This is a genomic window from Algibacter sp. 2305UL17-15, from assembly GCF_040720935.1.
Classification (GTDB): domain Bacteria; phylum Bacteroidota; class Bacteroidia; order Flavobacteriales; family Flavobacteriaceae; genus Jejuia.
Window position 1 is genome coordinate 46,880 of sequence record NZ_JBFDAE010000010.1, and the last position, 12,629, is coordinate 59,508.

The 12,629-nt window shown below is 31.7% G+C and carries 11 protein-coding genes; 8 read left to right on the forward strand and 3 right to left on the reverse strand.

The annotated features are described in order from the left end of the window. Positions 1–49: 49 nt before the first annotated feature. Complete coding sequence (locus tag ABXQ82_RS12030) at positions 50–1,261, reverse strand: HD domain-containing protein (protein WP_367059774.1); 1,212 nt, start codon at positions 1,259–1,261, stop codon at positions 50–52. Positions 1,262–1,335: 74 nt separating this feature from the next. Here ABXQ82_RS12030 and ABXQ82_RS12035 point away from each other — a divergent pair, with 74 nt between their 5' ends. The 3 genes from ABXQ82_RS12035 to ABXQ82_RS12045 all read left to right on the forward strand — a co-directional run bounded on the left by ABXQ82_RS12035 (position 1,336) and on the right by ABXQ82_RS12045 (position 4,253). Then, positions 1,336–2,889, forward strand: a complete 1,554-nt coding sequence (locus ABXQ82_RS12035; RefSeq protein WP_367060062.1) for a PglZ domain-containing protein — start codon at positions 1,336–1,338, stop codon at positions 2,887–2,889. Positions 2,890–2,981: 92 nt separating this feature from the next. After that, the gene (tsaE, locus tag ABXQ82_RS12040; RefSeq protein ID WP_367059777.1) at positions 2,982–3,392 is read left to right on the forward strand and encodes a tRNA (adenosine(37)-N6)-threonylcarbamoyltransferase complex ATPase subunit type 1 TsaE; all 411 of its coding nucleotides are present in this window, start codon (positions 2,982–2,984) and stop codon (positions 3,390–3,392) included. A 288-nt stretch (positions 3,393–3,680) separates the two neighbouring features. Then, positions 3,681–4,253 (forward strand): hypothetical protein, encoded by a 573-nt coding sequence (locus tag ABXQ82_RS12045; protein ID WP_367059780.1) that lies wholly within the window; start codon positions 3,681–3,683, stop codon positions 4,251–4,253. Between the two features lie 3 nt (positions 4,254–4,256). Here ABXQ82_RS12045 and ABXQ82_RS12050 read toward each other — a convergent pair whose 3' ends face one another. Further along, positions 4,257–6,683: an outer membrane beta-barrel protein gene (locus ABXQ82_RS12050; protein ID WP_367059783.1), complete on the reverse strand. Its 2,427-nt coding sequence runs from the start codon at positions 6,681–6,683 to the stop codon at positions 4,257–4,259. 184 nt (positions 6,684–6,867) lie between these two features. Between ABXQ82_RS12050 and ABXQ82_RS12055 the strand changes: the two genes are divergently transcribed. The 4 genes from ABXQ82_RS12055 (at position 6,868) to ABXQ82_RS12070 (ending at position 10,224) form a co-directional block, all read left to right on the forward strand. Beyond that, positions 6,868–8,067: an alanine dehydrogenase gene (locus ABXQ82_RS12055; protein WP_367059786.1), complete on the forward strand. Its 1,200-nt coding sequence runs from the start codon at positions 6,868–6,870 to the stop codon at positions 8,065–8,067. 37 nt (positions 8,068–8,104) lie between these two features. Further along, on the forward strand, positions 8,105–8,476 hold the full coding sequence (locus ABXQ82_RS12060; protein ID WP_367059789.1) for a hypothetical protein: 372 nt from the start codon (positions 8,105–8,107) through the stop codon (positions 8,474–8,476). Beyond that, positions 8,476–9,069 (forward strand): sugar transferase, encoded by a 594-nt coding sequence (locus ABXQ82_RS12065; protein WP_367059792.1) that lies wholly within the window; start codon positions 8,476–8,478, stop codon positions 9,067–9,069. The genes ABXQ82_RS12060 and ABXQ82_RS12065 overlap by 1 nt, the downstream gene beginning before the upstream one ends. A gap of 90 nt (positions 9,070–9,159) precedes the next feature. Further along, the gene (locus ABXQ82_RS12070; protein ID WP_367059795.1) at positions 9,160–10,224 is read left to right on the forward strand and encodes a polysaccharide biosynthesis protein; all 1,065 of its coding nucleotides are present in this window, start codon (positions 9,160–9,162) and stop codon (positions 10,222–10,224) included. Here the strand turns inward: ABXQ82_RS12070 and ABXQ82_RS12075 are convergent. Next, positions 10,221–11,396, reverse strand: a complete 1,176-nt coding sequence (locus ABXQ82_RS12075; protein WP_367059798.1) for a proline dehydrogenase family protein — start codon at positions 11,394–11,396, stop codon at positions 10,221–10,223. The two genes, ABXQ82_RS12070 and ABXQ82_RS12075, sit on opposite strands and share 4 nt — an antisense overlap. 93 nt (positions 11,397–11,489) lie before the next feature. Here ABXQ82_RS12075 and aroB point away from each other — a divergent pair, with 93 nt between their 5' ends. Beyond that, a complete protein-coding gene (gene aroB, locus ABXQ82_RS12080) occupies positions 11,490–12,557 on the forward strand; it encodes a 3-dehydroquinate synthase (protein WP_367059801.1) in 1,068 nt (355 codons plus the stop codon). Positions 12,558–12,629: the final 72 nt, after the last annotated feature.

Below are 12,629 nucleotides of genomic sequence, written 5' to 3' on the forward strand. Positions count from 1 at the left end.
AAATGTCCTTTTTTCCTTTTACAGTAACTTTAAATAAGAGATAGTATGACTACTTTGGATAACATATATAATACTTGGTAACTGGTTTAGACAAGGCTTCTAAATTAAGATGATCGGATGCTTTTACGATGTCTTGTATCTTCCCTGTCTTATAGAGTATGTTTATGTTCTGGCGTTTTGCTTCGTATGCTTGATTATGGATGCTTCCAGTAAAAACGAAGTATTCTGCTTCTTGTTTCGTTATATTTTTTTCTGCCATTAACACATCAATATGCTTATCTAATTGCTTACCTTTAATGACCTTACCTTTTATTTTTATTTTTAAAAGTTCTCGGTTTATTATCATGTCGCAGAGGTTACTTAACACATAATCATCATGGTTTTTCCATAATTTCATTGCCGAAACAATATCATAATCATCTAGCTCCTGAAAAATATTTAAAGTATCTTCTGTAAAATCTTCAATTGAAATATCAGTATTCAAAAAATAGAGCAATGCTTTGCTTGCGTCTAATTTTACGCCCAACTTGGTTAGTTCCTTGGCGCGCATTAAAACACGCATTAACAATTGTTCTGCAACCAATCCTGTTTTGTGCAAATAAACTTGCCAATACATAAAACGCCGGGCTATAATAAACTTCTCTACGCTATAAATCCCTTTTTCTTCAACCACCAAATTATCATCAACTACAGTAAGCATGGTGATTAAGCGTTCACTATTTACGTTACCTTCAGCCACTCCTGTGTAAAAACTATCGCGTTTTAAATAGTCTGCCCTATCAATGTCCAACTGACTCGAAATGAGCTGACACATGAAAGAACGCTCGTATTCGCCTTTAAACATTTTGATGGCAAGCGTTAAACTTCCGTTAAATTCTTCATTTAAACGCTCCATAAAAAGCAGCGAAATTTGCTCGTGAGACACACCATTTACGATACTGTGTTCCATGGCATGCGAAAACGGGCCGTGCCCAATATCATGCAACAAAATGGCAATATAAAGTGCTTCCTCCTCTTCTTTAGAAATTGTAACACCCTTATAACGAAGTATATTAACTGCTTTTTGCATTAAATGTACACAACCAATAGCGTGATGAAAACGCGTATGGTGCGCTCCCGGATATACCAAATATGACATCCCCATTTGGGTAATCCTCCTTAGTCGTTGAAAGTATTTATGCTGGATTAAATCGAAAATTAACGAATTTGGAATAGTAATAAATCCGTAAATTGGGTCGTTAAAGATTTTAAGTTTATTCAAGCTTACGTTTTTACATTAAATTTTTACAAATATAAATATATGATGTCCATAAAAGGCATTTAGCAACAAAATGAATTAATATGATACATATACTCTGGGTTGATGATGAAATAGATTTATTAAAACCACATATTTTATTTCTTGAAAAGAAGAATTACAAGGTTACTACTTGCAAAAGTGGCACCGAAGCTATTGATATTATTGAAGACACCAACTTTGATATTGTTTTTTTAGACGAAAATATGCCGGGGCTTACAGGTTTAGAAACGCTAAACGAAATAAAGGAAAAGCAAGACAACCTTCCTGTAGTAATGATTACAAAAAGTGAAGAAGAGTATATAATGGAAGAAGCCATTGGGAATAAAATCGCCGATTACCTTATAAAACCAGTAAATCCGAACCAAATTTTACTGAGTTTAAAAAAGAATTTGGATCACTCTAGATTGGTTTCAGAAAAAACGACCTCTAATTACCAACAAGAATTCAGGAAAATTGCTATGGATTTGGCGATGGTAAACTCTTATGAAGAGTGGGTAAGTTTATACCAAAAATTAATTTATTGGGAAATACAACTAGAGGATATTGAAGATGCCGGTATGTTTGAAATATTAGAATCTCAAAAAATAGAGGCAAATACTCAGTTTGGGAAGTTTATTGATAAGAATTATCCAGATTGGTTTGATAACGATAATGATGCTCCAATAATGTCCCATACACTATTTAAGGAAAAAATAGCTCCAGAACTTAGTGAGGAACAACCCACATTACTTGTTGTGGTTGATAATTTAAGATATGACCAATGGAAGGTTTTTGAACCGATAATTAGTAACTATTATAAAAAGGAGAAAGAAGATGCTTTTTTTAGTATTTTGCCAACTGCCACCCAATATGCAAGAAATGCGATATTTTCTGGATTGATGCCAAGCGACATGGAAAAGCTATTTCCTCAATTTTGGAAAAACGATACAGATGAAGGTGGCAAAAATCTACATGAAGCAGACTTTTTAGAGACTCAAATGAAACGTTTAGGATTATCAAATTTAAATTATGAATATCATAAAATAACAAACTTAAAAGCTGGCAAACGCTTAGTTGATAATTTCAAATCTTTAAAAGACAATGATTTAACAGTTGTGGTCTATAATTTTGTAGATATGCTTTCGCATTCTAAAACCGAAATGGAAGTTGTAAAAGAATTGGCATCAAATGATAAAGCTTATAGGTCTTTAGCGCTTAGCTGGTTTAAAAACTCGCCACTTTTAGAAATGATTCAACAGGCGCATAACCTTGGGTTTAAACTAATACTAACAACAGATCATGGTACCATAAACGTTAAAAACCCCTCTAAAGTTATTGGAGATAGAGACACTAGTTTAAATTTGCGTTATAAAACAGGAAGAAGTTTAACTTATGATAAGAAAGATGTACATGTTGCCGATGACCCTAAAGCCATTCATTTACCGTCTATTAATATGAGTAGCTCTTTTATTTTTGCAAAGGGAGATTTGTTTTTTGCTTACCCAAACAACTACAATCATTATGTAAGCTATTACAGAAATACATACCAGCATGGTGGTGTTTCTTTAGAAGAAATGATTATTCCGTTTGTAGTTTTTAGCCCTAAATGATTCCATATAATACAAAAAACATCGACGAAATACACTTTTCATTAGTTTTTTTCAAATTATATACTTATTATTGCATTAAAATATAGGTAGATTTGGAAATTACTTATGCCCTAAATGAAGTTGATGATGTGGCAAAACAGCTTGTAAATCAACTGTCTTCTAAAATAATTTTATTGTATGGCGCTATGGGAGTTGGCAAAACAACCCTTGTACGCAGTATAACAAAAGCTTTAGGGGGAAATGAAAATGAAGTAAGCAGTCCAACATATTCTATTGTAAATGAATATGAAATTGATAACAATTTATTGTATCATTTCGATCTTTATAGATTGAATAATTTAGAGGAAGCTTATAATTTTGGAATAGAGGAATACCTATATTCTGATCATTGGATTATTGTTGAGTGGCCGGAATTAATTAAACCGATTTTGCCCGACCATTTTACGGAGTTGTTTTTACAGGAAAAATCTAACAAAAAAAGGTGTATTACACTAAAAAAATAAAATTTAAAACTTAACCAAAACCCTAGCAAAACATATGATTAAACACGCATAGCTCCACTTTTTATAAAAACTACGGGAAAGCCACAGCAGAAATTTTAAAAACCAATGTATTTAACATAATTTTAACATTTAAGCGAAGCTTCAACCTTAGTCTTTATCTATTTTTGAGGTAAATAATTAATTAATTTAAATCCCTTAAAAGAATGAAAACTAAAAAGTATGTAATTGCAATAGCAATTTTTGGAGGTATGTTGTTTATGGCTAGTGCCGCTAACCAGTATAACCTAGATGCAGAACAAACAGCAAAAGTCGACAAAAGAAAAGTTAAAATCTCAGGAGAAGCAAACGGTAAGTACGCATAGAAGTTTTGATAGTAAAAGCGACTTAGCAATAGGGGCTGTTTTAGCTACTATTATTTCGTTAACACCGTTTCTCATAAATTTATGGCAAAGTGTTCCAAGTCAAAAGACTTGGAACACTTTTTTTGGTGAATTCACAAGTAACTATTATGAAGATGTTCAAGTTTTCATATGGACATTAACAAGTAAAATAATACCATTAATACTTCTTTTTATTTGGATTTTCACAAATCGGCATTGGTGGTATCATGTTATATTAGTGCCAATAGCGATGTATATTTATCAAATCATTGAAATTTTTAATGATGAAATTCTTTTTACTGAAACCAATCAAATTTTATATTTATTACCCATTATGGCCATAGTAGTACCCTCTATTTATCTAATAAGGGCAAGACTATTTAATAAGATAAATGAGGCTACAAAAAGTTTACAGGAGTTGGAAGATGAATTAAAAATTTCTCCAAAAAATATCTGGGAAAAAGTTAAACAGTATTTTTAACATTTAATCTTTTTCTAGTCTATCGCGCTCATTTAAATCAATAGTTTCTTTTTTCTCTTTTAACCTGTAATTACCAAACTTATAATTAAAGCCAAAGGTAAATAATCTAGTTTCAAAATTGGAAGCTATAAACAAATCTTGATTAGCATACTTGGTAGTTTGCGTATAACTGCGTGTATTAAAAATATCTTGTACACCAATACTAATTGAAGCTCTGTTTTTCCAAAGTGTTTTATTTACATTAATATATACACCTAGCCTACTACTAATATCACTTGGGCCTATAACAACTGGCCCTATAAAATCTACAGAAAGATCAGCAGTTAAACTTTTGTCCTCTAAAAAACTGAAGTAATTTATAATATTGGCATAGACAGACCATTTATCATTTTTCAGTAATTCATTATTCCCTTCTAAAGCGAAAAAATTATTCTCGTAATAAAAAAATGAGGATAAGATGTAAAGGTTCCAATCCTTAACAATTTCTGTGTAAGTTGTGAAATCTAAACCATAGGACACATTATTATCTATATTAGTAAAAGTGTGTTTTAAAATTCTGCTGTCATTATCCAGAAAAGGTAATTCTAAAGTAGGATTTTTTTCGTAACGATAATAGAGTTCAAAAGTATATGTATCGTTAATAGTGTATCCTAAAATAAAATTATCATCTATTTCAGGTAATAAATTAGGGTCTCCAGTAACAAATGCATTATCATTTAAAAAATATTTAAATGGATTCAATTGTCTATATCTTGGTCGGTAAATACGTTTGTTATAGCTAAAATAAAGGTCGTCATCACTATTTAAACTATTCAAAATATAGAAGGATGGAAATAGGTTTGTATAACTGTTATTGCTTAAGGTATTTGTGGATAATGATCTGCCTTCAGTTTCTGTATGCTCTACTCTTAAACCTGCCTTTAAGTTCCAATTTTCCCATTTTGTTTCAAAACTTAAATAACCTGCATAATTCATTTCATTATATAAAAACGTATCAGAATTTTCTAAATCATCGGTTTTAATCCCGTTTTCAAAAACAAATTGATTGAGTATATTGTCTGAATCAATTTTGGAAATTTTAGATCCTGCTTCAAATAACGAGTTATCGCTTGTAGGTAACTTATAATCTATCTGACCTGTAATCAATTCAATATTTTGTTCAGAAAATGTTTGAAATTTATTATCTCGAAATGAAGTATTGGCGTTGGGAAGAAAATATCCTGTATTCACATCTTGAAAATCTGAATAGTCATAATTGGTATGGTGCACATCTACTGATATTTTTTCACCTTCATTTTTAAATTTATGAGTATAACCAAGTGAAAACGCCAAATTAAATTTTTCAAGTACTGAATTATTAAATGTTCTAAACGTTGAATCTAAGGCTTTATTAGCACCAAAAACTTTGGTCAAACTATTTGATGCTATTTTTGAAACCTTTCTAGGAGCAAACAAGGTATTGGCTGAAAAATTCAGACTATTAAAATCATTAAAATCATAATTAATAGTTGCCGACATATTTTGATTGGCAGACTTATGTGTTCTTCTTAAATCCGTATTCCAGCTAGAAGTAATCGTGTTATTATTAATAAAATTTATGTCTTCAAGATTATTTCTGTAATTTTTTTTCGGACTTATATTATAATTGATATAAGTACTCAGTTTTTTTGTTTTGAAAAAATGGCTCGTTCCAAAGGAATATTTTGGAAACTCTGGCCCTTGTTTGAAATTGCCAAAAATACTTCCGTGATAACCCGAAATTATATTTTTACTTGTTTTAATATTAAGAACTGCACCACCTTCGGCTTCGTATTTTGCTGGAGGATTTGTAATAACCTCAATAGACTTTATATTATTAGCAGGAGTTGCTTCCAATAACTGCTGCACTTCTTCCATTGATAAATGTACTCTCCTATCATTTATATAAACAACTGGAGTGGCATTTTTAACAGAAATCGAGCCACCGCTAACTATAACTCCTGGCGTATGTTTTAAAACATCCAAAACATTATTGTTCGATAAGGTGGAGTTTTCAACATTAAATACTAGACGGTCAACCATACGCCTTATGGTTGGTCTTTTTGCAGTTACCACTACCCCGTCAAGATTTTCAGTTTTCTCTATTAAGGTAATAGTTTCTATCACTAAATCTTTATCTAGCTCTATTCTTTTTTCAAAATCATCATAACCTAAGAAGCTGATTTTTAACACATAAGATTTTCCTTTTAAATCATTAAATTCAAAATAGCCCTTTTCATTAGTTGTAGTCCCACATGAAATTTTATTACTTTCAGGAATTTCTAAAACTACATTTGCAAATGCTATCGGTACATTTTTTTCATCCAACACACGTCCTTTCAAATGATAACTTTGAGAGAATATTAATAAAGAATTAAGAAAAAATAAATAGACTAGGTGCTTAGGCTGCATAAATAGTTTTGTACCACAAAATTAGAACAATTAAATTAAACATGATTGTGCTAACACCTCAGTAATTTAAACGAATTTTCCTGCTTAATCCATCTTGATTTAACAGAAAATAAATAAATTCTATACAACTAATTATAAAACCCAAAAATATTTGTAATTTCAAACTTGTTAAACAAACCAAATTATGTCCACATCTTTGTCGCCATTTACAAAGCAACAATTACTTCCTCAAGAAGAAACATTAGAAATATATAATCATAAAAGACAATTATTCATTGGTATTCCAAAGGAAACTGCCTATCAAGAAAACAGAATTTGTTTAACTCCTGACGCCGTATCAGCACTTGTAAGTAATGGACATCGCGTTTTAATAGAATCCGGAGCTGGCAAGGGCTCAAGGTTTAGCGATAAAGATTATAGCGAAGCAGGCGCTGAAATATCAAAGGATACCGCAAAGGTATTTTCATGCCCGATGGTTTTAAAAGTAGAACCGCCAAGTTTAGAACAAATAAAGTTATTAAATCCTCAAACTATTTTAATATCTGCGTTACAATTAAAAACCCAAGAAAAAAAATATTTTGAAGCCTTGGCCTCCAAAAGAATTACAGCACTTGCTTTTGAGTTCATTAAAGACGAAGATGGCACCTATCCAGCGGTGCGTTCTTTGAGTGAAATTGCAGGAACAGCTTCGGTATTAATTGCCTCAGAATTATTGTCTAGTAGTAAAGATAGTTCTGGTTTAATGTTTGGTAACATAAGCGGTGTACCTCCTGTTGAAGTAGTGATTTTAGGTGCGGGAACTGTTGGGGAATATGCTGCAAGAAGTGCCATTGGTTTAGGAGCGGGCATTAAAGTATTCGATAATTCTATTACAAAATTAAGGCGTTTACAAACTAATTTGGGTCGCGCTTTATTTACTTCTACCATTCAGCCTAAAAATCTTATTAAAGCTTTAAAACGTTGTGATGTTATTATTGGTGCGGTAAGAGGGGCTAACCGCGCTCCTATTGTTGTGTCTGAAAGTATGGTGCTGCACATGAAAAGAGGTGCCGTAATAATTGATGTTAGTATAGATATGGGCGGCTGTTTTGAAACTAGCGAAGTGACATCACATAAGCAACCAACATTTGTTAAACATGGGGTTATTCACTATTGTGTGCCCAACATCCCCGCACGCTATTCTAGAACTGCCTCTATTTCTATTAGTAATATTTTTACACCCTATTTAATGAAAATTGCTGAAGACGGTGGTATAGAAAATTCTTTAAGATTTGATAAAGGTTTGAAAAATGGATTGTACTTTTACCACGGTATTTTAACTAGTAAATCTGTTGGTGAATGGTTTGATTTAAAGTATAGTGATATTAATCTCTTAGTATTTTAAAATAATCTTCAGTACCGATTTCTTCTAAATTTTTTAAATGAAACTCATACAACGTATTGGCTATTACCTAGGTGGTTTTTCAATTGGATTAATTATTCTTGCTTTCTTTTTCAATGGAAAAAAAACATCTTGTGCATATGGACTTGATGCAAGAGTTTTAAAGAACATTAATTCCAAACAAATAGTTTATAGCAACAATTTCTTAGAAAAAATTTCTGCAAGTAAAATTGATACATCTTCTATTAAATTGTTACTAAAAAAGGGAGACATAAATTTTTCAAAAAGCGAAACAAGACGAGAACCTTGTGGTATTTATGCTGTTGAAGGTTATATAGATGAAAAAGAGGCTTTAATTTCAGTTGAAAATTGCGATAGTATTGCTACAATTATCAATTTAGTTTTTGAATAATGATGAAGCGGATTTTCGACTTCACGTTTGCCATAATTGGATTAATCCTACTCTTTCCAATTTTAATTATTATCGCTATTGCCATTAAAATCGATTCCCGAGGCCCTGTATTATTTATGCAAGCTCGTGTAGGGGAAAATAATACCGAATTTAATATTTATAAATTCCGTACAATGCGGGTCCAATCTCAAAAAAAGGGATTATTAACCATTGGTAACAAAGATTTAAGAGTCACAAAGGTTGGTTATTTCTTAAGGCGCTATAAAATTGATGAATTTCCACAGCTACTAAATATCATAAAAGGCGACATGAGTTTTGTGGGACCTAGACCGGAACTAAGATATTATGTCAACTTTTATAAAGAAGAAGACCTAATAATATTTAATGTAAAACCAGGAATAACAGGTCTAGCTTCATTAGAATACCGAAATGAAGTTGAATTGTTAAAAAAAGCAGAAGATCCAGAATCTTATTTTATCAACACCATTATACCCGACAAACTGCGGTATAACAAGCTTTATTTGAAAAAACAAAACTTCTTTTTCGATTTAAAACTTATTGCGATAACAATATTTAGAGTGATTTTTAAGTAGTTATTAACAAGCTCTTGGAATAACAGTTTATTATTCCTACTTTTCAGAGATATTCAACCAACAAATCTGTATTTCAGCCAATTCTCTCAAATGCGCTACTCTTCGCGAAATCGTATAAAGCAATTACTAGATAACTCAGGTTTACTGGGTTCAAAATCCATAAACAATTTTCAATATAATTCTTATGACTTTTCAGATGAAACCATTTTGATAACTGGAGCTGCAGGTTCTATTGGAAGTGGATTGACCCATCATTTATTAGCTTCAAATTTTAAAAAATTAATAGTAATTGATAATGCGGAGACACCTTTGTTTTATCTAAAATGTGAGGTTGAAGCTAAAAAAATTGAGAATGTAGAGTTTATTCTCATGGATATTAGAGACAACGAATCTATGGCATGGCTTTTTGAAACCTATAATCCTTCACTAATTTTTCATACGGCAGCCTATAAGCATGTTGAACTCATGGAGCAAAATCCCTATGAGGCTGTAAAGCTAAATATTCATGCCACAAAATGTCTTGCTAAATTGTCCGTTAAGCACAATGTTAAAAAATTTGTTTTCATTTCGACAGATAAAGCTGTAAACCCTATTGGCGTCATGGGCATGACTAAATTTATAGCGGAAAATTATTTAAATGTTTTAAACAATGACAGTAAGACAGCATTTGTAACTACTCGGTTTGGGAATATTTTTGGGTCAAATGGTTCTGTAGTTCCTCTTTTCTTAAAACAATTAAATAGTGGACAACCTTTAACAGTTAAAGATAAAAAAGCAAGCCGATTCTTTATCGACAAAAGAAAAGCTTGTGATTTAATTTTAACAGTTGCTCAAATGGATACTCATCACTATGATTTGGTGTCTTTTGACATGAACAGCCCGATTAAAATTATAGATCTTGCAAAAGTGATGCTCTCCTCAGTTAGTGATGAATTAAAAACCCATATTGAAATAACAAACCTTTCTTCCGAAGAAAAACTGACTGAATCTATGATATCTAAAAACGAGCAATTAATTCCTAGCACGAACAAAGACATTTATTTCGTAAAAAAGAAAAGTGATATACAATTAAACTTAAAACCTCTCAAAAACATCAATACTTCAATTAAAAACGAAGACATTAAATTGATTTTAAAGCACATATCTTATTCTTAACCTAATTTTCTACGTTCCTTTTCTTTTTTCAAAAGTGATAATTCCCTACCAGTTTGTCCTGCCACCGAAGTATTCTCCTCTGCCCTTCTAATCAAATATGGCATCACATCTTTTATGGGGCCAAAAGGCATGTATTTTGCAACATTATACCCCATATGGGCTAAGTTAAAACTAATATGATCGCTCATACCATACAATTGACCAAACCACACTCTAGGGTCATTATTAATGATGCCCTTTTCAACCATCAATTCCATTAAGCGATAAGAGCTTTCTTCGTTGTGGGTGCCTGCGAATAGGGACATACAATCCAGATTTTCAATCATGTATTTAAGGGCTGTATTGAAATTTTCATCTGTTGCTGCTTTAGTTGGGCAAATAGGGGATTTATAATTTTTTTCCTCTGCTCTATCATTTTCTTTTTCCATATAAGCACCTCTCACCAATTTAAACCCCAAGTAATAGCCCTTGGATTTAGCAAGTTCATGTTGCTGTTTTAAAAAATCCATTCTGTCATGTCGATACATCTGTAATGTATTATAAACAATTGGTTTGTCGGTATTGTACTTTTGCATCATTTGAGTTACTACTTCATCGGCAGCATCCTGATACCAACTCTCTTCGGCATCTATTAAAACCGCAACGTCGTGTGCTTTTGCTTTCCTACAAACTATATCAAAACGCTCAACTACTTTGTGCCATTCTGCCTTTTCATTTTCATCCAATGCTACGCCTTTGTTTTTCTTTTCAAATAATTTAAAACGACCAAAACCAGAGGGTTTAAAAACGGCTATAGGTATTGCATCCAGAGCTTTCGCAAAATCAATAATATTTAAAACAATGGACAGGGCATTATCAAATTCGGTTTCGCTTTCTTTTCCTTCAACCGAATAATCTAATACAGAACTAACACCTTTTTCATACATTTTGTCAATTACCAGCAAACAATCTTCTTCATTAATACCACCACAAAAATGATCAAAAACAGTAGAGCGGATCAAACCCTCAATTGGCAAATTGGCTTTTAACGCAAAGTTTGTTGCTGCTGTACCAATCTTAACAAGTGGTTCAATTGAAATCATTTTAAATAAAAAATAAGCGCGCTCCAATTCTGAATCACTCTTTAAACTAAAAGCAACCTCAGTATTGTTAAAGGTATCTCTGCTGATCATTTCATTATAATTTCAACAAAGATAATTATTGCCGAAGTATCATTTTTGTTAAAATCTCCTTAATTTCGCAGTCAATTTAATTGGACTTATTTTATGGATTCCATAACTGCAAACAACGGAATAATTCATTTTAACGAATTATGCTACACCTCGCTAAATAATCATATTAAAGAGAATAATTTCTCTAAAATTTTTATTCTAGTCGATACAAATACGCACGACTACTGCTTACCTCGGCTTTTAGGTAATTTAGAAAGTAATCTTGCTATTGAAATTATTGAGATTGAAGCAGGAGAAATCCATAAAACCATAGATACTTGTGTTGGAGTTTGGAATACGCTTTCTGAATTAGATGGAGATAGAAAAAGTCTGTTAATTAATATTGGTGGTGGGGTTGTAACAGATTTAGGTGGTTTTGTAGCTTCTACATTTAAACGTGGCATTGCATATATAAACATCCCAACTTCATTGCTGGCTATGGTTGATGCCTCCGTTGGAGGGAAAACAGGGGTAGATTTAGGTACTTTAAAAAACCAGATTGGGGTTATAAGCACACCAGATATTGTACTCATAGATACTCAATATTTAGATACGTTACCCCAAGAACAAATGCGTTCTGGGTTGGCAGAGATGTTAAAGCACGGTTTAATTACTGGAGATACGTATTGGAAAAAGTTTGAGAATTTATCAGATTTATCACTAACGGATTTAGATGATTTAATTTACGAATCGGTACTTATAAAGAAGGCTGTTGTAGATGAAGATCCTTTTGAAAGTGGTTTGAGAAAAACACTTAATTATGGGCATACCTTAGGACATGCCATTGAATCTTATTTTTTAAGCAACCCTAATAAAACTGACTTATTACATGGTGAAGCCATTGCTATCGGCATGATTTTGGCGAACTATATATCTACTAAATTAGTTGGTTTTCCTGAAGAAAAAACACATGATATCAAAAAATTATTTACTAAGTTTTATGGTAAAGTAGTCTTTGATAAAAACGACTATGCGCCAATAATAGAATTGCTTAAATATGATAAAAAGAATTCTCATGGTAATATAAATTTTGTTTTACTTGAAGATATTGGGATTACAAAAATTGATTGTTTGGTGGATGAGGAATTAATTCTGGAGGCTTTTGAGTATTACGCTATCTAAAAATGAATCTTTGAATTAATTTATAATTCTCATTAAAATATAAGTCTTATCAAAAAACAGAAAAACCAAAAC

What these genes read in the sequence shown, in the direction of transcription:
- ABXQ82_RS12050 (WP_367059783.1), bottom strand. Translation starts at nt 6,683, where the DNA reads ATGCAGCCTAAGCACCTAGTCTATTTATTTTTTCTTAATTCTTTATTA.
- aroB (WP_367059801.1), top strand. Translation starts at nt 11,490, where the DNA reads ATGGATTCCATAACTGCAAACAACGGAATAATTCATTTTAACGAATTA.
- ABXQ82_RS12060 (WP_367059789.1), top strand. Translation starts at nt 8,105, where the DNA reads ATGAAACTCATACAACGTATTGGCTATTACCTAGGTGGTTTTTCAATT.
- ABXQ82_RS12070 (WP_367059795.1), top strand. Translation starts at nt 9,160, where the DNA reads ATGCGCTACTCTTCGCGAAATCGTATAAAGCAATTACTAGATAACTCA.
- ABXQ82_RS12055 (WP_367059786.1), top strand. Translation starts at nt 6,868, where the DNA reads ATGTCCACATCTTTGTCGCCATTTACAAAGCAACAATTACTTCCTCAA.
- ABXQ82_RS12045 (WP_367059780.1), top strand. Translation starts at nt 3,681, where the DNA reads ATGCAGAACAAACAGCAAAAGTCGACAAAAGAAAAGTTAAAATCTCAG.
- ABXQ82_RS12075 (WP_367059798.1), bottom strand. Translation starts at nt 11,396, where the DNA reads ATGATCAGCAGAGATACCTTTAACAATACTGAGGTTGCTTTTAGTTTA.
- ABXQ82_RS12065 (WP_367059792.1), top strand. Translation starts at nt 8,476, where the DNA reads ATGATGAAGCGGATTTTCGACTTCACGTTTGCCATAATTGGATTAATC.